At 74.5% G+C, this 21,892-nt stretch carries 25 protein-coding genes and 1 pseudogene; 16 read left to right on the plus strand and 10 right to left on the minus strand.

Annotation, left to right across the window (positions count from 1 at the left end; all coding sequences use genetic code 11):
* The first annotated feature begins 16 nt into the window (after positions 1 to 16).
* Positions 17 to 700, plus strand: coding sequence for an esterase/lipase family protein (locus tag ACTMS9_RS30000; protein ID WP_441149610.1), 684 nt, complete (start codon positions 17 to 19; stop codon positions 698 to 700).
* 54 nt (positions 701 to 754) lie between these two features.
* Here ACTMS9_RS30000 and ACTMS9_RS30005 read toward each other — a convergent pair whose 3' ends face one another.
* Positions 755 to 1,087 carry a hypothetical protein gene (locus tag ACTMS9_RS30005; RefSeq protein WP_441149611.1) on the minus strand — a complete coding sequence of 111 codons (333 nt, stop codon included), beginning with the start codon at positions 1,085 to 1,087 and terminating at the stop codon, positions 755 to 757.
* 59 nt (positions 1,088 to 1,146) lie between these two features.
* On the opposite strand from ACTMS9_RS30005, the gene ACTMS9_RS30010 reads away from it, so the two are divergent.
* A complete protein-coding gene (locus ACTMS9_RS30010) occupies positions 1,147 to 1,572 on the plus strand; it encodes an archease (protein ID WP_441149632.1) in 426 nt (141 codons plus the stop codon).
* Between the two features lie 5 nt (positions 1,573 to 1,577).
* Here the strand turns inward: ACTMS9_RS30010 and ACTMS9_RS30015 are convergent, their stop codons facing one another.
* Positions 1,578 to 2,996, minus strand: coding sequence for an RtcB family protein (locus ACTMS9_RS30015; RefSeq protein WP_441166579.1), 1,419 nt, complete (start codon positions 2,994 to 2,996; stop codon positions 1,578 to 1,580).
* A 76-nt stretch (positions 2,997 to 3,072) separates the two neighbouring features.
* Between ACTMS9_RS30015 and ACTMS9_RS30020 the strand changes: the two genes are divergently transcribed.
* From ACTMS9_RS30020 to ACTMS9_RS30035, 4 genes are all read left to right on the plus strand, one after another.
* Positions 3,073 to 3,882 carry an SDR family oxidoreductase gene (locus ACTMS9_RS30020; protein ID WP_441149613.1) on the plus strand — a complete coding sequence of 270 codons (810 nt, stop codon included), beginning with the start codon at positions 3,073 to 3,075 and terminating at the stop codon, positions 3,880 to 3,882.
* 299 nt (positions 3,883 to 4,181) lie between these two features.
* Positions 4,182 to 4,601 carry an SSI family serine proteinase inhibitor gene (locus ACTMS9_RS30025; protein WP_441149614.1) on the plus strand — a complete coding sequence of 140 codons (420 nt, stop codon included), beginning with the start codon at positions 4,182 to 4,184 and terminating at the stop codon, positions 4,599 to 4,601.
* Between the two features lie 180 nt (positions 4,602 to 4,781).
* On the plus strand, positions 4,782 to 5,687 hold the full coding sequence (locus ACTMS9_RS30030; RefSeq protein WP_441149615.1) for a pentapeptide repeat-containing protein: 906 nt from the start codon (positions 4,782 to 4,784) through the stop codon (positions 5,685 to 5,687).
* 42 nt (positions 5,688 to 5,729) lie between these two features.
* On the plus strand, positions 5,730 to 5,984 hold the full coding sequence (locus ACTMS9_RS30035; protein WP_280840885.1) for a hypothetical protein: 255 nt from the start codon (positions 5,730 to 5,732) through the stop codon (positions 5,982 to 5,984).
* Positions 5,985 to 6,158: 174 nt separating this feature from the next.
* On the opposite strand, the gene rnhA is transcribed toward ACTMS9_RS30035, so the two are convergent.
* Together rnhA and ACTMS9_RS30045 are read right to left on the minus strand one after the other, a co-directional pair.
* Positions 6,159 to 6,659, minus strand: a complete 501-nt coding sequence (rnhA, locus tag ACTMS9_RS30040) for a ribonuclease HI (protein WP_441149616.1) — start codon at positions 6,657 to 6,659, stop codon at positions 6,159 to 6,161.
* Between the two features lie 62 nt (positions 6,660 to 6,721).
* On the minus strand, positions 6,722 to 7,234 hold the full coding sequence (locus ACTMS9_RS30045; RefSeq protein ID WP_441149617.1) for a hypothetical protein: 513 nt from the start codon (positions 7,232 to 7,234) through the stop codon (positions 6,722 to 6,724).
* On the opposite strand from ACTMS9_RS30045, the gene ACTMS9_RS30050 reads away from it, so the two are divergent.
* The gene (locus ACTMS9_RS30050) at positions 7,233 to 7,373 is read left to right on the plus strand and encodes a hypothetical protein (protein ID WP_441149618.1); all 141 of its coding nucleotides are present in this window, start codon (positions 7,233 to 7,235) and stop codon (positions 7,371 to 7,373) included. The two genes, ACTMS9_RS30045 and ACTMS9_RS30050, sit on opposite strands and share 2 nt — an antisense overlap.
* Here ACTMS9_RS30050 and ACTMS9_RS30055 read toward each other — a convergent pair.
* From ACTMS9_RS30055 to ACTMS9_RS30070, 4 genes and pseudogenes are all read right to left on the minus strand, one after another.
* Positions 7,358 to 8,578: a lycopene cyclase family protein gene (locus tag ACTMS9_RS30055; protein ID WP_441166580.1), complete on the minus strand. Its 1,221-nt coding sequence runs from the start codon at positions 8,576 to 8,578 to the stop codon at positions 7,358 to 7,360. The two genes, ACTMS9_RS30050 and ACTMS9_RS30055, sit on opposite strands and share 16 nt — an antisense overlap.
* A gap of 27 nt (positions 8,579 to 8,605) precedes the next feature.
* Positions 8,606 to 9,853: an IS607 family element RNA-guided endonuclease TnpB gene (gene tnpB / locus ACTMS9_RS30060; protein ID WP_441166581.1), complete on the minus strand. Its 1,248-nt coding sequence runs from the start codon at positions 9,851 to 9,853 to the stop codon at positions 8,606 to 8,608.
* The gene (locus tag ACTMS9_RS30065) at positions 9,802 to 10,065 is read right to left on the minus strand and encodes a helix-turn-helix domain-containing protein (protein ID WP_441166582.1); all 264 of its coding nucleotides are present in this window, start codon (positions 10,063 to 10,065) and stop codon (positions 9,802 to 9,804) included. The genes tnpB and ACTMS9_RS30065 overlap by 52 nt, the downstream gene beginning before the upstream one ends.
* Positions 9,981 to 10,418, minus strand: a pseudogene (locus tag ACTMS9_RS30070) (recombinase family protein); the annotation flags it as partial. The gene ACTMS9_RS30065 and the pseudogene ACTMS9_RS30070, both read right to left, overlap by 85 nt.
* 344 nt (positions 10,419 to 10,762) lie before the next feature.
* Here ACTMS9_RS30070 and ACTMS9_RS30075 point away from each other — a divergent pair.
* Together ACTMS9_RS30075 and ACTMS9_RS30080 are read left to right on the plus strand one after the other, a co-directional pair.
* Positions 10,763 to 11,509, plus strand: a complete 747-nt coding sequence (locus ACTMS9_RS30075; RefSeq protein WP_441166587.1) for a serpin family protein — start codon at positions 10,763 to 10,765, stop codon at positions 11,507 to 11,509.
* A 91-nt stretch (positions 11,510 to 11,600) separates the two neighbouring features.
* The gene (locus tag ACTMS9_RS30080) at positions 11,601 to 12,671 is read left to right on the plus strand and encodes a Gfo/Idh/MocA family protein (protein ID WP_441166583.1); all 1,071 of its coding nucleotides are present in this window, start codon (positions 11,601 to 11,603) and stop codon (positions 12,669 to 12,671) included.
* A gap of 4 nt (positions 12,672 to 12,675) precedes the next feature.
* Here the strand turns inward: ACTMS9_RS30080 and ACTMS9_RS30085 are convergent, their stop codons facing one another.
* The gene (locus ACTMS9_RS30085) at positions 12,676 to 13,932 is read right to left on the minus strand and encodes an MFS transporter (RefSeq protein WP_441166584.1); all 1,257 of its coding nucleotides are present in this window, start codon (positions 13,930 to 13,932) and stop codon (positions 12,676 to 12,678) included.
* 79 nt (positions 13,933 to 14,011) lie between these two features.
* Here ACTMS9_RS30085 and ACTMS9_RS30090 point away from each other — a divergent pair, with 79 nt between their 5' ends.
* From ACTMS9_RS30090 to ACTMS9_RS30120, 7 genes are all read left to right on the plus strand, one after another.
* Positions 14,012 to 14,836, plus strand: coding sequence for a class I SAM-dependent methyltransferase (locus tag ACTMS9_RS30090; RefSeq protein ID WP_441166585.1), 825 nt, complete (start codon positions 14,012 to 14,014; stop codon positions 14,834 to 14,836).
* A 68-nt stretch (positions 14,837 to 14,904) separates the two neighbouring features.
* Positions 14,905 to 15,423 (plus strand): pyridoxamine 5'-phosphate oxidase family protein, encoded by a 519-nt coding sequence (locus tag ACTMS9_RS30095; RefSeq protein ID WP_441149626.1) that lies wholly within the window; start codon positions 14,905 to 14,907, stop codon positions 15,421 to 15,423.
* A 766-nt stretch (positions 15,424 to 16,189) separates the two neighbouring features.
* On the plus strand, positions 16,190 to 16,684 hold the full coding sequence (locus tag ACTMS9_RS30100) for a hypothetical protein (protein ID WP_441166586.1): 495 nt from the start codon (positions 16,190 to 16,192) through the stop codon (positions 16,682 to 16,684).
* A gap of 95 nt (positions 16,685 to 16,779) precedes the next feature.
* Positions 16,780 to 17,412 (plus strand): class F sortase, encoded by a 633-nt coding sequence (locus tag ACTMS9_RS30105; RefSeq protein WP_441149628.1) that lies wholly within the window; start codon positions 16,780 to 16,782, stop codon positions 17,410 to 17,412.
* Between the two features lie 70 nt (positions 17,413 to 17,482).
* Positions 17,483 to 18,577 carry a magnesium and cobalt transport protein CorA gene (locus tag ACTMS9_RS30110; RefSeq protein ID WP_441149629.1) on the plus strand — a complete coding sequence of 365 codons (1,095 nt, stop codon included), beginning with the start codon at positions 17,483 to 17,485 and terminating at the stop codon, positions 18,575 to 18,577.
* A gap of 197 nt (positions 18,578 to 18,774) precedes the next feature.
* The gene (locus ACTMS9_RS30115) at positions 18,775 to 19,542 is read left to right on the plus strand and encodes an SGNH/GDSL hydrolase family protein (RefSeq protein WP_357617454.1); all 768 of its coding nucleotides are present in this window, start codon (positions 18,775 to 18,777) and stop codon (positions 19,540 to 19,542) included.
* 49 nt (positions 19,543 to 19,591) lie between these two features.
* Positions 19,592 to 20,338 (plus strand): TIGR02452 family protein, encoded by a 747-nt coding sequence (locus tag ACTMS9_RS30120; protein ID WP_441149630.1) that lies wholly within the window; start codon positions 19,592 to 19,594, stop codon positions 20,336 to 20,338.
* A gap of 4 nt (positions 20,339 to 20,342) precedes the next feature.
* On the opposite strand, the gene ACTMS9_RS30125 is transcribed toward ACTMS9_RS30120, so the two are convergent.
* The gene (locus ACTMS9_RS30125) at positions 20,343 to 20,960 is read right to left on the minus strand and encodes a mycothiol-dependent nitroreductase Rv2466c family protein (RefSeq protein ID WP_441149631.1); all 618 of its coding nucleotides are present in this window, start codon (positions 20,958 to 20,960) and stop codon (positions 20,343 to 20,345) included.
* Positions 20,961 to 21,892 lie beyond the last annotated feature (932 nt).

The raw sequence follows: 21,892 nt of genomic DNA on the forward strand, positions 1-21,892 counted from the left end.
AGAAAGACAGACGACCATGAGGACGTACATCAGCAGGTGGCTGTTCGCGGTGGCCGTGGCGGTCGCCGCCGTCGCCGTCGCACCCACCCCCGCACAGGCCGCCGCGTACACCCCGTCGAGCAACCCGATCCTGTTCGTGCACGGCTGGAACAGCAGTGCCAGCACCTGGAACACGATGATCAGCCGGTTCCAGGCCGACGGCTGGCCGTCGAGCCGGCTGCGCGCCTTCTCCTACAACACCAGCCAGTCCAACGCCACCACCGCGCAGCAGGTCGGCCAGGAGGTCGACAAGCTGCTCGCCAGCACCGGCGCGACGACGGTGGACATCGTCACCCACTCGATGGGCGGACTCTCCTCCCGCTACTACCTGAAGAACCTGGGCGGCGGGGGCAAGGTGGACCGCTGGGTCTCCCTCGGCGGCCCCAACCACGGCACCAGCTCCGCCAACGCCTGCTACAGCACCGCCTGCACCGAGATGCGGGTCGGCTCGACCTTCCTGGCCAACCTCAACTCGGTCGACGAGACCCCCGGCGTCCCGACGTACGGCACCTGGCGGTCGAACTGCGACGGCGTGATCAACCCCGTGGACAGCACGGTGCTTGCCGGGGCGAGCAACACGCTGGCGGGCTGCGTGGCACACAACAGCCTGCAGAGCAACGCCACCATCTACGGCCAGGTGCGCGACTTCGTCAACCCGTGACGGCGGTGGGGCCGGCGGTAGCGCGGACCCACGCCGCAGGCCCCCCCGGGGGGGTCAGCCTCGGGTCGTGCCCCCGTCGTCGTCCATGATCTCGTGGAACTCCGCCGGGGTGATCTCCCCCTCGCGCAGCCGCCGGGCGTTGGCGGCGAACTTGCCGATCGCCGCGCCCCGGGCGGACTCCGGCGTCGCCGGAGCTTCGTCGGGCTCGCCGTGCAGCCGGCGCAGCGCGTCGGCCAGCCGGGCGTCGGCGGCCGGGCCGGTGCCCCAGTCGCGGGCCAGCTCGACGGTGCGGCCGAGGGTGTCGGCACCGGGCCGTTCGGCGGCGAGAACGGTCCGCATCATGCGGTGGAACGTGACGGCCAGGGCGTCCGCGTCATCGGCGATCATGGGAGCAACCTAGCGTCCCGGTGCGACAGTTCCGGCCGCCGGACAGCCGTGGCGGGGGCATGATCGGGGGCATGGACCGAGGACACCGCGCCGTCCCGCACACCGCCGACGTGCGGATCGAGGCGTGGGCGCCGGACCGGGAGGGCTGCCTGGCCGAGGCGGTCGCCGCGCTGGTGCAGACCTTCGTCGACACCACCGGCGCCCACCCGGACGGCGAGACGACGGTCGAGCTGCCGGCCGACCGGGACGAGGACCTGCTGGTGGGGATCCTCGACGAGGTGATCTTCCGGTTGGAGACCGAGGGCACGGTGCCGCTGGTCACCGAGGCACAGCCGAGCCCCGACGGCCTGCGGGTGTGCTGGCACACCGTCGGCACCGACGCGGTGGAGCTGGTCGGCGCGGTGCCGAAGGCGGTCTCGCTGCACGAGCTGCGGTTCGCCGGCACCGACTCCGGCTGGCGCTGCGCGGTGACCGTGGACGTCTGACCGGCTCAGCCCTTCACCACGCCGAGCGGCACCAGCCGGGCCACCTTCCGGCACAGGCCGGCCCCCTCGGCCGCCGCCACCACGGCGGTGACGTCCTTGTATGCGGCCGGCATCTCCTCGGCCAGCCCGCGCCGGCTGGCGCCCCGCACCGCGATGTCCTGCGCCTCCAGCTCCCGGCGCGGGTCGTGCCCGCGGACCGCCTTGGTGGCCTGCTTGCGGCTCTGCACCCGGCCAGCGCCGTGGCAGGTGGACGCCCAAGCCGGCGAGCCGGCCACGCCGGTGAGCACGTACGAGCCGGTGCCCATCGAGCCGGGGATGAGGACCGGCTGCCCGGCCGGGCGCAGGTCGTCGGGCAGCTCGGGGTGTCCCGGCGGGAGAGCCCGGGTGGCGCCCTTGCGGTGCACGCAGAGCGGCCGGGGCGTCCCGTCCACCCCGTGCGTCTCGATCTTGGCGAGGTTGTGCGAGATGTCGTACACCAGGTCGAGGTCGCAGCCGGTGACCCGGGCGAAGACCTGCCGGGCGGCGTGGGCGAGCAGCTGCCGGTTGGCCCGGGCGTAGTTGGCCGCGGCGGCCATCGCCCCCAGGTAGGCCCGGCCCTCGTGGGACGAGACCGGCGCGCAGGCCAGCTGCCGGTCGGGCACGTGGATGCCGTGCCCGGGCATCACCTTCTCCATCTCCCGGACGTAGTCCGTGCAGATCTGGTGGCCCAGTCCGCGCGAGCCGGAGTGGATCATGACGCAGATCTGGCCGGCGCGCAGCCCGAAGGCCCCCGCCACGGCCTCGTCGTAGACCTCCTCCACCGCCTGCACCTCGAGGAAGTGGTTGCCGGAGCCGAGGCTGCCCACCTGGCGGGCGCCGCGCTCCACCGCCCGCTCGCTCACCTGGGCCGGGTTCGCGTCGCCCACCGCGCCGTAGTCCTCGCAGCGGTCCAGGTCCCGCTGGACGCCGAAGCCGCGCTCGACGGCGTACCGGGAGCCGCCGCGGAGCACGGCGTCGAGCTCGGCCCGGTCGGTCAGGTGCCACACGGCGCCCTTGCCCATGCCGCGCGGGGTGGACTCGCTCAGGCCGTCCATCACGGCGTCCAGCCGCGGGCGCAGCGCGGCCCGGTCCAGGTCGGCGGTGAGCAGCCGCACCCCGCAGGAGATGTCGAAGCCGACCCCGCCGGGCGAGACCACTCCCCCGTCCTCGACGGCGGTGGCGGCGACCCCGCCGATCGGGAAGCCGTAGCCCCAGTGCACGTCCGGCATGGCGTAGGAGGCGCCGACGATGCCGGGCAGGGTGGCCACGTTCGCCACCTGCTCCAGCGACTTGTCCGCCCCGGCGTCCGGGAGCAGAGCCCGGGACGCGAACACCACTCCCGGTACCCGCATCGGGTCGTGCCGGTCGATGCGGAACCGGTACGGCGACTCCTCGACCAGGTCCATGACCCGCCGCCTACCCGTCGCGCGGCGCGGCACACCTGCCGGGATTGGGCCGACCCGGGCGGGGTAGTGCGCGAGCATGCCGCAGCGATACGAGAACTACCCGAAGGTCGCCATCGTCACCGGCGCGGACTCCGGCATCGGCAAGGCCTGCGCCGTCGCCCTCGCCGAGGCCGGCTTCGACATCGGCATCACCTGGCACCGGGACCGCGCGGGCGCGCAGCGCACCGCCGCAGAGGTCGGCGCCCTGGGCCGCCGCTGCGAGGTCGCCGAGCTGGACCTGACCAGGCTGCCGGAGGCCGCCGCCGTCGTGGACGAGCTGGCCGACCGGCTCGACGGGATCGGCGTGCTGGTGAACAACGCCGGCACCGGGGCGTCCGCCCCGTTCGTCGACACCGGCTGGGAGCAATGGCGCGAGGTGCTCTCGGTGGACCTGGACGGCCCGTTCCTCTGCTCGCAGCGGGCGGCCCGGCGGATGCGCGCCGCCGGGCGGGGCGGTCGGATCGTCAACATCACCAGCGTGCACGAGCACGCGCCCCGGGTCGGGTCGGCCGCGTACTGCGCGGCGAAGGGCGGGCTGGGCCTGCTCACCCGCGTCATGGCGCAGGAGCTGGCCGCCGACGGGATCACCGTCAACGCGGTGGCCCCCGGCGAGATCTCCACCCCGATGACCGGCCAGGAGGACGTCGACCCGTTCACCGAGGACCGTCCGGGCGTACCGGTGGGCCGGCCCGGCGACGCGCGGGAGGTCGCCGCGGTGGTGGCGCTGCTCGCCTCGCCCGCGGCGGCGTACGTGACCGGCGCGTCCTGGCCGGTGGACGGCGGCATGCTGCTGATGGGCCCGCAGGCCGGCTCGCACCTGCGCTCGGACGACTGGCGCTCGGTCTGAATCGTCCGGGGGTGCCCGGCCGGGGCGAACGACGACGTGCGGCCGGCGCCGGCGGGTGGTCGGCAACACCGCGGCAACTCATGGGTCGGGCCGGAGACCATGTCGCGGCGGACCACCGCCCTCCCGGCGCACGCCGGCCCAGGTTGTCACACCTGACGTCCTCCGGAGCGCAGGCGGTGTAACAAATCGTGACGCTTCGCGTTCACACCGTCCACCTAGGGTTCTCGACGGCCCGGCCACACGACGGACGGGCCGTCCACCGGCCCCGACCCGGGGTCCCGCAACGGAAGGACGTCACGATGCCCTTCGCCCGACGCGCCGCCGCCACGGCGGCCGCCCTCGCCGTCGCCGTAATGACCGCCCAGGCGGCCCTGCTCCCCCAGGCCGCCCAGGCCGCACCCCGATCCGGCCCGGAGACCCCGTCGGTGCTGCTGCTCGACATCGACCGGCCCGGCACCGCCGAGGACCGCTCGGCCGTGCTGGTCTGCGGACCGACCGGCGGCACCCACCCCGACGCGGTCGCCGCCTGCCGCACCCTGGCCAGCGTCGACGGCGACCTCTCCGCCCTGTCGGCCGACCCGGGCCCCTGCACCTTCGACTACGCGCCGGTCACGGTCCACGCCTGGGGGTTCTGGCAGGACCGGCCGGTGACCTGGTCGAAGTCGTACGAGAACCGGTGCCTGCTGCTGCGCGGCACCGGCGCCTTGTTCGCCTTCTGACCGGATCGGCGCGGCGCCCGTCCCTGGGGAACGGGCGCCGCGCCTCTCGGTCACGAGACGAAGCCGAGACCGATCAGAGCCCTCCCCCGGGCGGCCCGGGCACCCCGCTGGCGGACAATGGGTACGCCGGCCCGGGCGACCCGGGCGGCAGACGAACCAACCAGTGGGAGACCGGTCAGCGTGTCCGAAACACCCCGAGGCGGCACCGAGCTGCGCGCCGACTGCGCCCGCTGCGTCGGGTTGTGCTGCGTCGCGCCGGCCTTCGCCGCCTCCGCGGACTTCGCGCTGGACAAGCCCGCCGGGCAGCCCTGCCCGAACCTGGGCGCCGACTCGCGCTGCGGCATCCACCCGCAGCTGCGCGAGCGGGGCTTCCCCGGCTGCACCGTCTTCGACTGCTTCGGCGCCGGCCAGCACGTCACCCAGGTCACCTTCGGCGGGCGGGACTGGCGGGACCACCCGGCGACGGCGTCGGCCATGTTCGCCACCTTCGCCGTGGTGCGCCCGCTGCACGAGCTGCTCTGGTATCTCACCGAGGCGCTGGCGCTGACCCCGGCGGGGGCGCTGCGCGACGAGCTGCGGGCGGCCGTGGACGAGACCCGCGGCCTCAGCGCCGGCGGCGCCGACGCGCTGCGCGACGTGGACGTCGACGCGTACCGGGGGCGGATGAACCCGCTGCTGGTGCGGGCCAGCGAGTTGGCCCGGGCCGGCCACGACGGCGTCGACCGGCGGGGCGCGGCGCTGCTCGGCGTCGACCTGCGCGGGGCGGACCTGGTGGGAGCGAACCTGCGCGGCGCGTGCCTGATCGGCGCGGACCTGCGGGGGGTGCGGCTGCGGCTGGCCGACCTCACGGGCGCGGACCTGCGCGGCGCCGACCTGCGCGGCGCGGACCTGTCCGGCGCGCTGTTCCTGCACCAGTCGCAGCTCGACGCGGCCCGCGGCGACCGGCGCACCGTGCTGCCGCCCGCGCTGCACCACCCGCCGCACTGGTCGGGGCTGGGCATCACCCCGGTCGGCCGTCCCCGCCCGGGCGGGACCCGCGCCGCGGGCCGCCCGACCGCCCGGCGCAAGCGCGACCCCCGCCGCTGACCGGCGCGTTTGCCGGCCGGCCAGACGGGCAGGTAGGTCGGTATGACGGATGAACAGCGCACCGACCGGGCCGACTCCGACGAACCGGACGGCACCCCCGCGTACGAGGCGTCGCTGCGCCCGCCGGGCGACTCGCTGCGCAGCACGGACGACACCGGCGACGACTTCGCGGACCTGCCCGCCGAGGAGCACCTCTCGGCTCGGGACACCAGCCGTGCCGGCTACGACGTGGACGCGGTATCCGGCACGGCCGACCCCTCCCAGGAGGAGGCGGTCAATCCCCCCACCGAGCGGTGACGGCGCCCCGACCCGGGTCGGGCCCGGCCGGCGGCGTCCGGCCGGGCCCGACGACGTAGCGGGACGGCGCGAGACGCCCGCGGATCATCGAGCTCTTCCTGGCCGACCCGACCGCCGCGCACGGCTCGGTACGCGGCTACGCCGGCGACGCGCTCGGCGACGAACCCGCCCTGGTCAGCGCCCTGCGCGAGCGCCCGCCGGAGCGCTGAGCGGCGCAGCCGCCCGCGCCTCGGTCATCCCCTTGTTGGCCAGCGCGTCCGCCCGCTCGTTCTCCGGGTGGCCGTTGTGCCCCTTGACCCACAGCCAGGTCACCTCGTGCCGGGCGCAGGCCGCCTCCAGCCGCTGCCACAGGTCGGCGTTCTTGACCGGCTGCTTCGCCGCCGTCAGCCAGCCGTTGCGCTTCCACGACGCCAGCCACCCGGTGATGCCGTTGCGCACGTAGGTGCTGTCGGTGTGCAGCCGCACGGTGACCGGTCGGGTCAGGCTCTCCAGCGCCTCGATGGCGGCGGTCAGCTCCATCCGGTTGTTGGTGGTGGGGGTGGCCTCGCCGCCGCAGATCTCCCGCTCGTGGCTGCCGTAGCGCAGCAGCGCGCCCCAGCCGCCCGGGCCGGGGTTGCCGCTGCACGCCCCGTCGGTCCAGATCTCCACGACCCTGCCGTCCGCCGCCTCCACCATGCCGCAGAACCTACCGGGTACGGGCGGGCGGCGACCCGGGCGGCCGGTCCCGGCCCTCTGCGTCACCACATCCCGCCGTGGTCCTGTTCGCAGTCGACGAAGAGTTGGAGCACATCGAGCGACCCGGCGTACCAGCCGTCGACCTCGGCCCGGGAGAGCCCCTCCTCGTGGTGGCCCAGGGTCTCCCCGTGCCGCAGCCGCGTGACGATGACCCGACAGGTGCCGGACTCCGGGCTGCGGCCCTCGCCAGCGGCGAAGTCTTCCCAGAACCGGTCGACCACACGCGTGTCGGGCACGAGGACCAGTCCCCCGCCGGTGAAGACGGCCACCGGGTCGACGTCGACAGGGCCGACGAACGACCGGAGCAGGTTGCAGCCGCAGGTCCCGTCGCTCCAGTCAGAGTCGGCGAGTTGCCGGTAGCCCTGGCCGACGGTCAGCTGGTCGGCGTAGGCGACGGCGTGGGCGTTCTCCGGGCGCAGCAGCAGGAACGCGCTGCCGGCCACGAGTCCGCCGCAGCAGAGCAGCGCGACGGCCACCGTCGCGGCGACCAGCCCGATCAGGTGTCCACGCCGCATGTCCGTCCCCGTTCCCGACCGTCCCGGCCGGTCGCGCCCGGGTGACCGGGCCGGCCGAAGACCGGTGGCGGAAGCGCGCCCGCTGGGCAGCCTCACCACCGTCACCCGGGTGGTGATCGCGACCTACGAGCCGGTCTGACCCGCCCGGTCCGGGGCCGTACCGACGGGTCCCGGCTGGGGCCGCAGCCGGGCGCGCAGCCGGCCGACGGCGTCACCGACCACTGCCGAGGTCATCGGCAGCAGCGGACTGGACCGCATCACCGCCAGGTCCTCCGCCGGGCTGGTGGCGCCGTCGAGGAAACGCAGCACCCGCGGCACCGGGTTGCGGTCGAAGAGCCGGTCGAAGAACTCCGGGCCGCCGACCGCCCCGCGGTCCAACGCCCGCAGCGCGACGGCGTCCATCCACCGGTGCCGACGCGGGTACGCCGGCCGGGGCACGGGGGCCCGGCCGGCGGCCAGCGCCCGGGCCACGTCCTCGGCCTGTCGGTGCATGGCAGAGAAGGTGAACCCGGTCGACGGCCGAGTGGCCCCGCCGGCAGTGCCCAGCCGCACCACCCTAAGCGACGGCCGGCTGTCGAACGGGGCGTCGGTCATCGGGATCACCCCGTCCTCCACCTCCCGCACGGTCAGCGCGGAAAGGTCGAGGCCGAGCAGGTCGGCGTAGCCGCGCAGCGCGGCGTCGTAGCCGGCGTCGGTCAGCCGTCGCGGGGAGAACTCGGTGTACTCGACCAGGGCGTACCGGTCGCTGACCGGCAGCACGTAGCCGAAGGAGACACCCCGCGCCGGCTGCGGGGTGCGGAAGTCCATCAGCACCGCCCGGCCCGGGTCGAACACCGGCCCGGGCGACTCCAGCCACCAGCCCCGGAAGTGCTGCAACCAGCTCGTCCGCCCCGCCCGCCGGGGTGGCCGGGGACGGGAGTCCAGCACCCACCGGGCCCGCAGCAGCGCCGCGCCGTCGGCGTCCCGGACGGTCACCGACCCGCCGTCGTCGTCGAGGGCGCCGACCGCCGCGTCGACCCGGGTGGCGCCGAGGCGCCGCTCCGCCTCGGCGGCCCGCTCGTAGACCGGGGCGGAGCGCAGCATCGCGTACCGCAGCGGGGCGAGGTCGAGCCGGCGCCGCCCGGCCGGCGTGGTCACCTCCACCTGCCGCCAGCTCGCGCTGAGCATCAGCTCCAGGTCGGTGCCGGGCGTACCCCAGAACGCCCAGGTGCGGTCCTGGCCGCGCTTGCGCACCGGGTCCACCACGGCGATCCGCAGCCCACGCAGGTCGTGCCGGTCCAGCGCGGCGAGGACCAGGGAACCGGCGCCGCCACCGCCGACGACCGCTAGGTCGACGTTGTCCACCCGACCACGCTGTCACACCGTTGCGAGTCAGTGAGCATGAGTAAGCTCACGCCTCGCAGTCGTCCGTTGCCGGACGACGGTCCCGGTCTTGCCCGCCGGGGCGGTGCCGGGTTGACGCTTCGTCGCCACCGGCCCACCGAGGCGGGTCTTACGGTCGGCTCCACGTCCGTTTACGGTCTCCGGGCCACTCCCGGCGACCACGAGCTGGGCGAGGTTGCGGGCGGCGTTGACGTCCCGATCCAGGACGAGGCCGCACGGGTCGCAGGTGAATCTGTGGGCGTGCAGCGGCAGCTTGGCTTTCACCGCGCCGCAGCCCGAGCAGGTCTTGCTGGATGGGTACCACCGGTCGGCGGTCACGAGCCGTCCGCCGTTCCAGGTGGTCTTGTAGGCGAGCTGTCGGCGGATCTCGCCGAACCCGCAGTCGGAGACCGCCTTTGCGAGGCGCCGATTGCGGAGCATGCCCGCGACGTGCAGGTCTTCCACCACGATGGTGCCGTACTGGGCGGCCAGTCCGGTGGTGAGCTTGTGCAGCGCGTCGCGGCGCTGATTCGCCACGCGGGCGTGTGTGCGGGCCAGATCGGCGCGGGCGTGGTCCCACCGCTTCGACGGCCGCTGTCCGGTGCGCCGGTCCGGGCCGACCTTGCGGGACACCGCGCGGGCCATGCGCCGCAGCCGGCGTGTGGCGCTACCCAGGTGGCGTGGGTTGGCGACCAGTTCGCCGGTGGACAACACTGCTAGGTGGCGCACGCCGACGTCGACGCCGAGCACCGCGTCCGGGCGGGCCGGGGCGCGTTCGGCGCGCTTGACTTCGCAGGTGAAGGCCACGAACCAGCGACCGGCCTGCGGGCGCAGGGTCGCGGATAGGATCCGGGCGGTGCCGGCTTCGAGGCGACGGGCGAGCTTTCGGGCCGACTCGTGCAGCTTGATTCGGCCCAGACGGGGCAGCGTGACATGCATGCGGTCGGCTTCGACGCGGATGGTGCCGGTGGTGAAGCGAACGCTCGGCGTCGTGCGCCGCTTCGACCGGAACCGGGGGAAGCCGACCGGGCGACCAGGACGTTTGCCGGATCGCGAATCCAACCAGTTGGTCAACGCGCGGGCCAGTGCGTCCAGGCCGGTGTTGTACGCCTCCTTGGAACACTGCGCCCACCACGGCGCCACCTCGCCCTTGGCGGCGTTCCAAGCCCGGCGCAGAGCCGGCAGGTTCCAACCGATCGACTGGGTCAGCTTCTCGTCTGCGATGCCGTAGGAGCGTTCGGCCGCGCGCTGGTCCATGACGGCCTTGACCCGGGCCAGGCCCAGTTGAACGCCACCCGGGCCGCCCCGGCGTGCCGCAACACCTCCCGCTCCTGTGCGGGAGTGGGGTCGAGGGCGAACCGGTACGCCTGAGTAACCGTGAGGCTCACGGCTGCTCGCTTGCGGTGGCCACCGCCACCGCCTTCGCCGCCCGGCGTGCCGCCGACCGTCGCCCGTACCGCCGTGCGCACAACGAGGTGAGGACCTCGGTCACGTCGAACCGGATCAGCCAATCGCGGTGCTCCACGACCAGCACACTAACGGCCGGGTCCGACAACAGACCGGTCAGCTTGCGGCGGTGTCCGTTCATCCCGGACCCGACCTCCGTGACCACCTGGTCGACCGACAGGCCCCGCTCGGTCGCGCCAGTCACCACCCGCCCGGCCTGCCGCTCCAGGTCATCACGCTGGTCAGCCGACGACACCCGGGCACACGCCACCACCCGGCCGCAACAGTTGGCAGCCCCCCGGCCCCCGCCGGGCGGAGCCCCCACGGCGCGCCGCCCGGCCGGTACGGTGCCACGGCATGAGCAGCACGCCCGCCAACGCCCTCACCGCCCGTTGGGTCGCCCTGATCGACGACCGGCAGACCGTCCTGTCCGGCGCCGGGGCGTACCCGCTGCTGGCCCTGCTCGCCCGGCACGCGGCCGGTCCGGCCCGCGACGAGCTGTCCGCAGTCGCCCCGGACGCCACCCCCTACGACCTGGCCGCCTCCCCCACCACCCGGCTGGCGCTGGGCTTCTGGGCCCGACGCGACCTGCGACTGAACCCGGCCTGGCTGCGCGCGGTCCCCGCGTCCATGCGGGGTGAGCTGACCGGCGACCGGGCCGTGGACCAGCCCGTGCTGGACCGCTGGGCGTCCACCCACACCGACGGGCAGATCCAGCAGATGCCGATCACGGTCACCCCGGACACGGCGCTGGTGCTGGCCAGCGCCCTGTCGGTGTTGACCAACTGGGCGGCGCCCTTCCAGGAGGGCCGGTGCGAGCCCCGGCAGGGTCCCTGGCAGGGGCGGCGGCTGATCGGTCTGCACCGGTACGGCGGCGACCCCCGGGCGTTGCGGGTGGCCGACACGCCGGCCGGACCGGTGAGCCTGCTGACCGTCGCCGGTGAGGCGGACGTCGACGTGGTGCTGGCCCTCGGCGAACCCGGGCGCCCGGCCGGTGCCGTGCTGCCGGCCGCGATCCGCGCCCTCACCGGCGGCCCGACGCTCCCCGATACCGCCGGGCCCGGCGTCACCGAGGAGACCGTCGAGGCGTTCGACGACCGGCCGCAACTGGCCGTGCACACCGTCGCGTTCCGCGTCGACGCCGACCACGACCTGCTCGACCGCGCCGAGCTGTACGGGCTCGCCGCCGCCACCCGCCGCGACGCGGACAACTTCCCCGGCATCGCCCCGCTGCTCTACGTCTCCCAGGCCCGGCAGACCGTCACGGCCGAGTTCAGCGCCACCGGCTTCCGCGCCGCCGCGGTCACCGCCATCGCCATGGCACCCGGGTCCGCGCCACCCCGGCACCGCGTACGGGCGCGGCGGGTCAGCCTCGACGTCGACCGCCCGTTCGGGTTCCTGGCCGTGCACCGCCCCACCGGTCTGGTCCTCGTCGCCGGCTGGGTGACCGAGCCGACTCCCCGCTGACCGGGCGGCACACCGGTCCGGGCCGGCGCGTAGGTTCGTACCGGCACAACCTGGAACGACCAGGGCACGGACGGGAAACCGGGGGGACACCATGGCGAACACGCCGGCACCACTGCGGGTCGGACTGCTCGGATACGGGCTGGCGGGCCAGGTCTTCCACGCCCCGCTGATCGCCGCGACCCCCGGGCTGCGGCTGGACGCCGTCGTCACCGGCAACCCGCAGCGGCAGGAGCAGGCCCGCAAGGACCACCCGGACGCCCGCGTCCTCGACGACGCCGACCGGTTGTGGGAGTCCGCGGACAGCCTCGACCTGGTCGTGGTGGCGACGCCGAACCGCACGCACGTGCCGATGGCCCGGGCCGCCGTCACGGCCGGGCTGGCCGTCGTGGTGGACAAGCCGCTGGCCGTCACGGCGGCGGAGGGTCGCGGCCTCATCGAGGAGGCCGACCGGCGTGGCGTGCCGCTGACGGTGTTCCAGAACCGCCGCTGGGACGGCGACTTCCTGACCGCTCGCCGGCTGATCGCCGAGGGTGAGCTGGGCCGGGTCCTCCGCTTCGAGTCCCGGTTCGAGCGGTGGCGGCCGGCGATCAAGGAGGGCTGGCGGGAGAGCGCAGCCCCCGGCGAGGCCGGCGGCGCCCTCTACGACCTCGGCGCCCACCTGGTCGACCAGGCGGTGCAGCTGTTCGGGCCGGTGCGCAGCGTGTACGCCGAGGTGGACCGGCGGCGACCCGACGCCCAGGTCGACGACGACGCCTTCGTGGCACTCACCCACGCCGGCGGCGTCCACTCCCACCTCTGGATGAGCGCCGTGACCGCGCAGCTCGGTCCGCGAATGCGCGTCCTCGGCGACCGCGCCGGCTGGACCAGCTACGGCCTGGACGTGCAGGAGGAGGCGCTGCGCGCCGGGGGCCGCCCGGACGCGCCGGGCTGGGGTGAGGTCCCCGCCGAGCGGTACGGCCGGCTCGGCGTCGACGGCGACCTGCGCCCGGTGCCCACCGACCCGGGCCGCTACCAGGACTTCTACGCGCAGGTGGCGGTGGCGCTGCGGGACGGCACCCCGATGCCGGTCGACCCGCGCGACGCCGTCGCCACGGTGGAACTGATCGAGCTGGCGCACCGCTCCGCGGAGCGGGGCGAGGTGCTGGCCGTCCCGGCCCGCTGACCGCTCAACCGACCGGGACGACGGGCTGCCGGTCGTCCGGGTCGGCGTACGCGGCGGAGACCGTGGCCCGGTCGAACACCCGCCAGGTGGCCGCGGACACCGCCACCGCCACCACGAACCCCACCCAGTACGGCGCGGTCAGTCCGAACGTCGTGGCGATCACGCCGCCGAGCAGGGCACCCGCGCAGTTACCGCCGGCGGCGATGAACAACGTCGTGCCGCCGACCCGCCCCTGCAACGCCGCCGGGGTCAGCCGCTGGCGCAGCGAGTTCGCGACCATGTTCCACAGCGCGCCGTGCACCCCGAAGGCGAACAGCGTCCCGCCGATCAGCCAGGCGCTCGTCGACGCCGCCAGGGCCAGGTGCAGGCCCGCCTCGACCAGCAGCCCGACCCGGATGGTCCAGGTGGCGCCGATCGCCGCGACCAGCCGGTCGCCGACCACCGCGCCGAGCAGCCCACCCACCGCCATGCAGGTGAACAGCAGGCCGTAGCCGACCGAGTCCAGACCCAGCCGGTCGGTGGCGAGCAGCACCAGCACCGCCAGCGCCGCGGTGAGGGTCAGGTTGAGCAGCCCGATCAGCACCGCCATGGTGCGCAGCAGCCGCTGCCCCAACAGCCAGCGGAACCCCTCCCCGATCTCCGCCCGCACCGACCGCGCCGGCGGGCGCCCCGCGTCCTCCCCACCCCGGTACGTCCCGGCGACCAGCGCGACGAGCACCGCGCTGAGCGCGTACGTGCCGGCGTTGACCAGGAACGGGATGCTCTCGGCGACGAGAAAGAGGAACCCGCCGAGCGGACCGGCCAGCATCCCGTTCATCAGCGTGGTGCCGCCGCCCAGCCAGCCGTTGGCCCGCTCCAACCGGGCCCGGGGCACCACCGCCGGCAGCATCGCCTGGCTGGCCGAACGGAACACGATCTCGCCCGTGTTGATCACGAAGAGCACCACGTACAGCAGCACCACCCCGGCTCGGCCGGTCACCATCGCGCCGGTCAGCACCGCCAGGGCGGCCACCCGTACCCAGTCGATGACGACCATCAGCCGCCGCCGGTCGACCCGGTCCGCCAACACCCCGCCCGGCAACGCGAACAGCAGCCAGGGCAGCCACGCCACCCCGGACGCCGCGGACACCACCAGCGGGTCGTCGGTGCGCGCCGCCACGTACAGCGGCGCCGCCACGGTGGCCATGCCACTGCCCAGCGCCGACAGGGTGCTCGCCGCCCACAGCTTCGCGAATCGCCCGTCCCACCGCTGCGCCGTCACGGCGAGGCAACCTACCAGCCCTGCGGGCGGCGACGAATCCCCGTTGAGCGGCGGCGGTGGGATGTGCGACGGTTCGCCGGTGACCGACTACCGCACCCTCAACCGGGCCAACTGGGACGAGCGCGCCCCCGCCCACGCCGCGTCGCCCGACTACGCGGTGGAGCGCTTCGCCGCCGACCCGGCGTACCTGAGCGAGGTGGTCCGCTTCGACCTGCCCCGCCTCGGCGACGTGGCCGGTCTGCGCGGCGTGCACCTGCAGTGCCACATCGGCACCGACACCGTCTCGCTGCACCGGCTCGGCGCGCGGATGACCGGGCTGGATTTCTCCGGCGCGTCGCTGGCCCAGGCCCGGGCCCTGGCCGAGCGGGCCGGCGCCGCCGTCGACTTCGTCGAGGCCGACGTCTACGACGCCCCGGAGGTGCTCGGCGTGGGCGGCTTCGACCTGGTCTACACCGGCGTCGGCGCGCTGTGCTGGCTGCCCGACATCCGCCGCTGGGCGGGCGTGGTCGCCGCGCTGCTACGCCCCGGCGGCCGGCTCTTCCTGCGCGAGGGCCACCCGATGCTGTGGGCGCTGGACGAGACCCACCCGGACGGGCTGCTGGTGGTGGAGCACCCCTACTTCGAGCGGGCGGAACCGCTGGTCTGGGAGGAGCCGGGCACCTACGTCAGCACCGAGGCCACGTTCCGGCACAACACCACCCACGAGTGGAACCACGGCCTCGGCGAGGTGGTCACCGCCCTGCTCGACGCCGGCCTGGACCTCACCATGCTCCAGGAGCACGACAGCGCGCCCTGGGACGCGCTGCCCGGCCGGCAGACCAAGGACGCCGACGGCGAGTGGCGGTTGGCCGACCGGCCGTGGCGGCTGGCGCAGACGTACACGCTCCAGGCGCGCAAGCGGTGATTCGTCCCGCACCGGGGCGGGTCCGCGACCGGATCTGAGGACCCGGGACGGGCATGGGACGATCCACCATGCCCGTCACGAACCCCTGGCTCGCCGGCCCCGCCCCCACCGCCCGCCTGGACCCCGAACGCCTCGGCGAGCGGATCCTCAACCTGCTGTCGTCGCAGAACATGTGCGTGCTCGCCACCGCCGGCCCGGACGGCCCGCTGGCCACCCCGGTCCGCTACTTCCACCTCGACTTCGCGGTCATGTTCACCGCCGCGGCCACCTCGCCGAAGATGCGCAACATCGCAGCCGACCCACGGGTGTCGGTCGGGGTGTTCGCCCCGCTCGTCGGGCAGGCCAGCAGCCGAGGCGCGCAACTGTTCGGCCGGGCCCGGGTGTTGCACGAGGGCGACGCGGACTTCGCGCACTGGTGGCCGGCGGTGCGCTGGCAGTCCGATCACGCGGAGCGGGGACGGTCGCTCGACGAGCCACCGAGCGGGCCGCTGGTCGTCATCGAGGCCGACCGGATCGTCTACACCGAACACTGGCTGCGCCGCGACGGGTATGCCCCACGCCAGTTCTGGCGACGCGCACCGCAGTAGTTCCCGCGACGCCGGCCGGGCAGCTCGACCGGCCACGCCACCCTGCTCCCCCGCAGCACTTCCCTGGTCGGACCGGTCCGGCTGCCCGTCGCGCGATCCCTCACAACCCGTAGGGCATCCTAGGAGGCTAGCTGATTGCTGAGTATCGGTCGGGGCGCGGACCGCTCGACGGCCTCGCTGTCCGCAAGGGACGGAGCCTGGGCGGCCTCTGCGACCGGACATCCCCCTCGCCGCCCTGAAGACCGCATTGGAGCGTCAACGGATGCAGTGCCCGCCGCCCAGCACTGTCGGGCCCGGCTGCGGCACACGTCCGCCGTCCATCCGGCCGCACCGAATCGTCGACCACAGTGGAGCGACATGGGTCTGGACCTCAGCAACAGTGCCCGGCCGTCCGGTAAGGCACCCTTGGCTCCGTCGTGAACCCGAGGACCGCTTCCAGCGCCGCGACCGCCGCCCGCCGAGAAACCGGTCGACCCGGGCAGCTCTTCCCACAAGGGGACGGGCCGCGCGGAAGGATGCTTCCCGCCGCAACGGGACGACCGGCACGAGCAGGTACGACCGAAAGGGCGTTGTGGGCGATCCTGTACGGGCATTTCCGCAGCTCCCCGGCGCGAGGGAAAACTCGGGACGGCAACGAAGATTTCTCATTTACGTCGGGCGCGACGCCCAACCCTCCTAGTGTTGGCCACACCGGTGCTAGTTACGGAGTTGGCCACCCGAACGACGTCCCACGCAGACAGCGGACGAAAAGTGAGGGAAGACGCGTATGAAGGCACAGTCAGTTCTCGTATCGACGGCGCTCGGCGTGGGGCTCGGCACGCTTCTGCTCCCGGCCGCCGCGCTCGCGCAGACCATCGTGTCACCGGCCACCACACCGGTCGGCGGGACGGTCGTACTCACCGCGACCACCTGCAACCCGAAGGCGGGCGACGCGATCTTCCGTGTCACCGGCCCGAACCGGGACCAGAACGTCCGCTCCACCACCGCCGCCGCCGGCGGCGGGCTGAGCGCGGAACTCTTCACCGCCGGCTTCACCCTCGGCACCTACACGGTGACCACCACGTGCGGTGACGGCAGTTCCGGCGGCAGCGCCACCTTCACCGTCACCCCGATCGGCGCGGCGCCGGCCGGTGGCGGCGGCGACGACGACGGCACCACAACCGGCCTGCTGGCCGCGGGCGGCGCGCTCGCCGGAGCCGCCGCGATCGGGGCGACCGTCATGGTCCGCCGCCGACGCCGAGCGGCCGCGCCCGTCGCCTGACCCGTACCTCACACCATCCCTAGGACGGGGTGCCCGCACCGGCGCGACCGGGACGGGCACCCCGACCGCATCGCCGTGTCGCGGGAGGTGAGGCGATGGCCCTCGGCAGGTGGTTCACGCGTACCCGGGCGTCGGTGGCGGCGGTGACGGTGGCCGGCGCCGCCGGACTCAGCCTGATCACGGTGGGGCTCACCGCATCGCCGGCGGGGCCGCCGCAGCCCGGCGTGGGCGCGCGCGGCGCCGACCGCAGCGGATCCCCCGGGCCGGTGCTGCCCCGCTCGGAACCGGTCCGCATCGACATCCCGGCCATCGGCGTCCACGCCGACCTGGTGTCCGTCGCCGGCGACCCGAACGGCACCCTGGAGGTGCCGCCGCTGGACCGCCCCACCGTCGCCGGCTGGTACCGGCCGGGCGTCAGCCCCGGTGAGGCCGGCAACGCCGTGATCGTCGGCCACGTCGACACCCGCGACGGCCCGGCGGTCTTCTTCAACCTGGGGCGGCTGCGGCCCGGCGACACCGTACGGGTCACCCGCGCCGACGGCCGGGCGGTGACGTTCGCGGTGGACGGCGTCGGGGCGTACCCGAAGCGGAGCTTTCCCACCGGGCTGGTCTACGGACCGGGCGGGCCGGGCGCGGGGCTGCGACTGGTGACCTGCGGCGGACGCTTCGACGAGCGCTCCCGCGACTACTCCGACAACATCGTCGTGCGGGCCACCGCCGTGGCCTGACCCACCACCACGGGCGGGAGCACCGCCGTACTACGGTGGGCCCCCGGATCGAGGGCGGCGGAGGTGGACGGTGGCGGCACGGCTCATTCCGCGACTGGGGTCGTTGGTCGGCCGGGTGCTCGGCCGCGAGGCCGAGGCGTCCGCGCCGGCCCCGCGGCGGTCCAATCCGGACGCCGTGGTCGACTGCGCGGTGTACGTCAACGGCCGCCGGGAGTCCGGCCGCCCGCACTACGCCGACGCGTACGCCCGCTCCCGGCGCGGCCGCAACGCCTTCGTCTGGCTGGGGCTGCACGACCCGGGCGCGGCGGTGATGGCGGCGGTCGGGCGCACCTTCGGCCTCGACGAACTCGTCGTGGAGCAGGCGCTCGCCGACGGGCACCGGCCCACCGTGCAGCGGCACGACGGGGTGACCCTGCTGGTGCTGCGCACCGCCAGCTACGTCGAGCACGCCGAGCTGACCGCGACCTCCGAGGTGATCGACACCGGGGACGTGATGGTCTTCCTGGGCGACCGGTTCGTCATCACCGTCCGGCACGGCGCCTCCGGCGCCCTGACCCCGGTCCGGCACGACATCGAGAGCCGCCCGGCGATGCTGGCCGAGGGGCCGTGGGCGGTGGGGTACGCGGTGGCCGCCCGGATGGTCGACCTGTACCTGGAGGTCGCGGCCCACCTGGAGAAGGACCTGGAACGCGTCGAGGAGAGCGTGTTCGCCCGCGACCGGGGCGCGGACATCCAGCACATCTACCAGCTCAAGCGGGAGGTGGTGGAGTTCAAGCGGGCGGTGCTGCCGTTGCAGGAGCCGGTGCGCGCGCTGGTCGCCGACCGGGACGGTGGGCCGCCGCCGGGGCTGCGCCGCTGGTTCGTCGACGTCGAGGGCCGGCTGAGCCGCGCGGTGGAGCGGGTCGCCGCGTACGACGAGCTGCTCAACTCGGTGCTCCAGTCCCGGCTCGCGCAGCTCGCCGTCGACCAGAACAACGACATGCGCAAGATCGCCGCGTGGGCCGCGATCGCCGCCACCCAGACCGCCGTGGCCGGCGTGTACGGCATGAACTTCACGCACATGCCCGAGTTGACCTGGCGGTACGGCTACGCCGGCGCCCTGCTGCTGATGGCGACCACCGCGGTGGTCCTGCACCGGCTCTTCCGCCGCTCCGGCTGGCTCTGAGCCCTCCGCCCTCCGCCCGACCCGGCGCGGACGGGACGAGCGGGATCAGGGCCGGATCTGGGCCGGATCGGGGCTGGCTCACGGCTCGGCGAGCGCGGCCAGCTCCCGGTCCAGCGAGAACAACCAGGCACACGCCCCCGTACCGGCCGCGCCCGGCGGACGGCGGCGGCACCGCCGCCCATAGGCTGTCCACCGTGATGTGGCAGCGGTACGTCGCCATCGGCGACAGCACGACCGAAGGGCTCGACGACCCGGACGACGCCGGCGGCTACCGGGGCTGGGCGGACCGGTTCGCCGAGGCGGTGGCCCGGGAGCAGGGCGGTCTGGAGTACGCCAACCTGGCGATCCGGGGGCGGACCACCGCCCGCATCCTCGCCGAGCAACTGCCGGTGGCCCTCGATTTGGCGCCGGACCTGTGCACGGTGGTGGCCGGCATGAACGACGTGCTGCGTCCCTCGTTCGACGCGCGGCGGATCGCCGCGGACGTGGCGACGATGCAGCGGGCGCTGGTCGGCCAGGGCGCCACCGTGCTGACCTTCACGCTGCCCGATCCGGTGCCGGTGATGCCGCTGGCCCGCCCGCTGCGCGGCCGGGTGGTCATGCTCAACGCGGCGCTGCGGCGGGTCACCGCCGAGACCGGGGCCACCCTGCTGGACTTCGCCGCGCACCCGGTCGCCTCCGACCCCCGGCTGTGGAGCGAGGACCGGCTGCACGCCAACAGCGCCGGCCACGAGCGGATCGCCGCGGCGCTCGCGCACACCGCCGGCCTGCCCGGGTACGACGACTCGTGGACCCGACCCCTGGCGGTCGCACCCCGGCGACGCGGGCACGAGGTGCTCCGCACCGAGTTGGCCTGGACCCGGCGGCACCTGCTGCCGTGGCTGGCCCGGCACCTGCGCGGCCGCTCCTCCGGCGACGACCGGGTGGCGAAGCGCCCGGTGCCACTGCCGGTCGAGCTGACCTGAGCCGACGGTCGGGTCGGCCGGGGTCGGCCCGGGCCGGCATGATGGGCCGGTGGACCGTACCGAACGGGCGGCGCTGGCCGCCGAGACCGACCGGCTCGTCGCCGCGGGCCGGTACGGGCCGGTACCGGCCGCCACCCTGCACCTGCCCGACGAGCCGCTGCCCGAGCCCGGCCCGGCGGGACCGTCCACGGTGGAGGTGACCGACGAGACGAGCCTCGCCGCCACCCGCCGGCTCGCCGGCACCGCCGACGGCCGGGTCGCCTGCCTCAACTTCGCCTCCGCGAAGAAACCCGGCGGCGGGTACGCCACCGGCGCGCACGCCCAGGAGGAGAGCCTGGCCCGATCCTCCGCTCTGGCCGCCAGCCTGCGGACGGCGCCAGAGTTCTACGCGTACCACCGGGCCCGGCCGGACCCGGTCTACTCCGACCGGGTCATCCACTCCCCCGACGTCGCGGTGTTCCGGGACGACTCGGGGCGGCTGATCGCGCCGTACCCGGTGGCCTTCCTGACCGCGGCGGCGCCGAACGCCGGTGCGCTGCGCGAGCCGGTCAACCTGCCCGGAGTGCTGCGACGCCGCGCCGGGCGGGTGCTCGGGGTGGCGCTGGCACACGGACACCGGCGGCTGGTGCTCGGCGCCTGGGGCTGCGGGGTGTTCCGCAACGACCCGCGCCAGGTCGCCGCCGCCTTCGCCGACCTGCTCGGGCCCGGCCGCCCGTACGCGGGCCGGTTCGACCTGGTGGTGTTCGCGGTGCCGGATCCGACGAACCGGGGCCCGTTCGCCGCGGCGTTCGGCTGAACGGTCAGCGGTCGAGCGGCGGCCGGGTCCGGGCCCGCTTCAGCTCGAAGAACCCGTCGGTGCCGGCGACCAGCACCACCCCGTCCCAGAGCCGGCCGGCGTCCTCGCCACGGGGGATCGGCGCGACCACCGGCCCGAAGAACGCGTTGCGCCGGCCGGCGTCGTCGGTGACGTGGATGGTCGGGGTGCCGAGGTCCTCGCCGACCGGTTCCAGGCCGGCGTGGTGGCTGGCCAGCAGCGCCTCGTCGTACGCGGTGGAGTCGGCCGCGTCGGCCAACTCCACGGGCAGCTCCACCTCGGCCAGCGCCGCCCGGTAGAGGTCGGGCCCGATCGGCGCCCGGTCGTGGTGGATCCGGTTGCCCAGGGCGGTGTAGAGGTCTCGCAGCACCTCCGGGCCGGCCTTCAGCTCCGCCGCCACCGCGACCCGCACCGGGCCCATGCCGGGCTTCAACCACTCCCGGTACCACTCCTCCAACCCCTCGCGGCCCTCGTTGAGCACGCTGAGGCTCATCACGTGAAAACGCACCTCGACCGGGCGGACCTGTTCCACCTCCAGCAGCCAGCGGGAGGCGTTCCAGGCCCAGGGGCAGCGCGGGTCGAACCACATGTCGGCCGTCGTCATCGTCGTTCCGGTCCTTCCAGGAATGTCGTTGTGCCTCGATCCTGGTCGGTGGGGTGGACCAGCGTGAGGGCCGATTTCCGGGTGACCGGCTGGGCCAATCGGCGACCGGCACGCCAAGGGCTCGCCGACCGGCAACGGCAACACGGCCGATCGGCTACTGCCAGTAGTGCATGGCCGGTCGATGGGCCGGTGAGCGATATGCCTGTGAGGCATATTTATGACTCACAGGCATATCGCTCACGAACATGTCTCCCCGGCGGAGATCTGACCCACCGGCCCGCGAGCTGACTAATCGGCGCCACCTCACCAACTGACCGGGAGCTGACAACCGACCGTGAGCTGTGAGCGCGGGGTGTCGGTCGGCCGACGGTAGGCGCCTGGGCTGAGGTGGTCACCCGGTCCGTCGGTTCAGTGCCGGATGTCCGGATTGAGGCCCGGTGGCTGCCACCCGGATGTCCGCTCTGACCTGCGGTGTCGGGTGGGCGGGGCCAGTCCGGGGGTGGAATGGCCGGCGGGGCGGGGTCGTTGTACATAGCAGACCGCCGTGGCCCCCGGCCCGGACGGTGAACCGGAGAGTCAGGCCCGGCGGAATGCCGGCCCACCCCGTTTGGTTACATCCCCCAGCACCATCCAGAGCAGGCCCCGGGCTTGTGGAATGCGAAGCCACTCGGGTTGGTTATATCCCCCCGGACTCCCGAGCAGAGCCCCTTGTGCGGCCGCCGGGCAGATCCCCTTCCTTGACTTCCTTTCGCGCTGTGCCGTCCCCCGACGGTGTGCGCGTATCCCCCGATCGAAAGGTGCACCCTCATGCGTACCAATCTGATCCGCAAGACCGTTCTGACCGCTGCTGGTGTTGCCGCTACCGCCGGTGGGATCGCCGGCCCGGCCCTCGCCGCGCACGCCGCCCCCACCGCGTCGATGCAGGCCGACCG

Source organism: Micromonospora sp. L31 (genome assembly GCF_052068075.1).
In the GTDB taxonomy this organism is placed as follows: domain Bacteria; phylum Actinomycetota; class Actinomycetes; order Mycobacteriales; family Micromonosporaceae; genus Micromonospora; species Micromonospora purpureochromogenes.

Excerpts from the sequence above, each read along its gene's own strand:
- ACTMS9_RS30050 (WP_441149618.1), top strand. The coding sequence starts at position 7,233 with ATGTCCGTCCCCGTTCCCGACCGTCCCGGCCGGTCGCGCCCGGGTGAC.
- ACTMS9_RS30010 (WP_441149632.1), top strand. The coding sequence starts at position 1,147 with ATGATCGGGGGCATGGACCGAGGACACCGCGCCGTCCCGCACACCGCC.
- ACTMS9_RS30125 (WP_441149631.1), bottom strand. The coding sequence starts at position 20,960 with ATGACGACGGCCGACATGTGGTTCGACCCGCGCTGCCCCTGGGCCTGG.
- ACTMS9_RS30035 (WP_280840885.1), top strand. The coding sequence starts at position 5,730 with ATGACGGATGAACAGCGCACCGACCGGGCCGACTCCGACGAACCGGAC.
- ACTMS9_RS30115 (WP_357617454.1), top strand. The coding sequence starts at position 18,775 with ATGTGGCAGCGGTACGTCGCCATCGGCGACAGCACGACCGAAGGGCTC.
- ACTMS9_RS30000 (WP_441149610.1), top strand. The coding sequence starts at position 17 with ATGAGGACGTACATCAGCAGGTGGCTGTTCGCGGTGGCCGTGGCGGTC.
- ACTMS9_RS30100 (WP_441166586.1), top strand. The coding sequence starts at position 16,190 with ATGAAGGCACAGTCAGTTCTCGTATCGACGGCGCTCGGCGTGGGGCTC.
- ACTMS9_RS30020 (WP_441149613.1), top strand. The coding sequence starts at position 3,073 with ATGCCGCAGCGATACGAGAACTACCCGAAGGTCGCCATCGTCACCGGC.
- ACTMS9_RS30025 (WP_441149614.1), top strand. The coding sequence starts at position 4,182 with ATGCCCTTCGCCCGACGCGCCGCCGCCACGGCGGCCGCCCTCGCCGTC.
- ACTMS9_RS30075 (WP_441166587.1), top strand. The coding sequence starts at position 10,763 with ATGCCGATCACGGTCACCCCGGACACGGCGCTGGTGCTGGCCAGCGCC.
- tnpB (WP_441166581.1), bottom strand. The coding sequence starts at position 9,853 with ATGGACCAGCGCGCGGCCGAACGCTCCTACGGCATCGCAGACGAGAAG.
- ACTMS9_RS30080 (WP_441166583.1), top strand. The coding sequence starts at position 11,601 with ATGGCGAACACGCCGGCACCACTGCGGGTCGGACTGCTCGGATACGGG.
- ACTMS9_RS30095 (WP_441149626.1), top strand. The coding sequence starts at position 14,905 with ATGCCCGTCACGAACCCCTGGCTCGCCGGCCCCGCCCCCACCGCCCGC.
- ACTMS9_RS30015 (WP_441166579.1), bottom strand. The coding sequence starts at position 2,996 with ATGGACCTGGTCGAGGAGTCGCCGTACCGGTTCCGCATCGACCGGCAC.
- ACTMS9_RS30105 (WP_441149628.1), top strand. The coding sequence starts at position 16,780 with ATGGCCCTCGGCAGGTGGTTCACGCGTACCCGGGCGTCGGTGGCGGCG.
- rnhA (WP_441149616.1), bottom strand. The coding sequence starts at position 6,659 with ATGGTGGAGGCGGCGGACGGCAGGGTCGTGGAGATCTGGACCGACGGG.
- ACTMS9_RS30045 (WP_441149617.1), bottom strand. The coding sequence starts at position 7,234 with ATGCGGCGTGGACACCTGATCGGGCTGGTCGCCGCGACGGTGGCCGTC.
- ACTMS9_RS30005 (WP_441149611.1), bottom strand. The coding sequence starts at position 1,087 with ATGATCGCCGATGACGCGGACGCCCTGGCCGTCACGTTCCACCGCATG.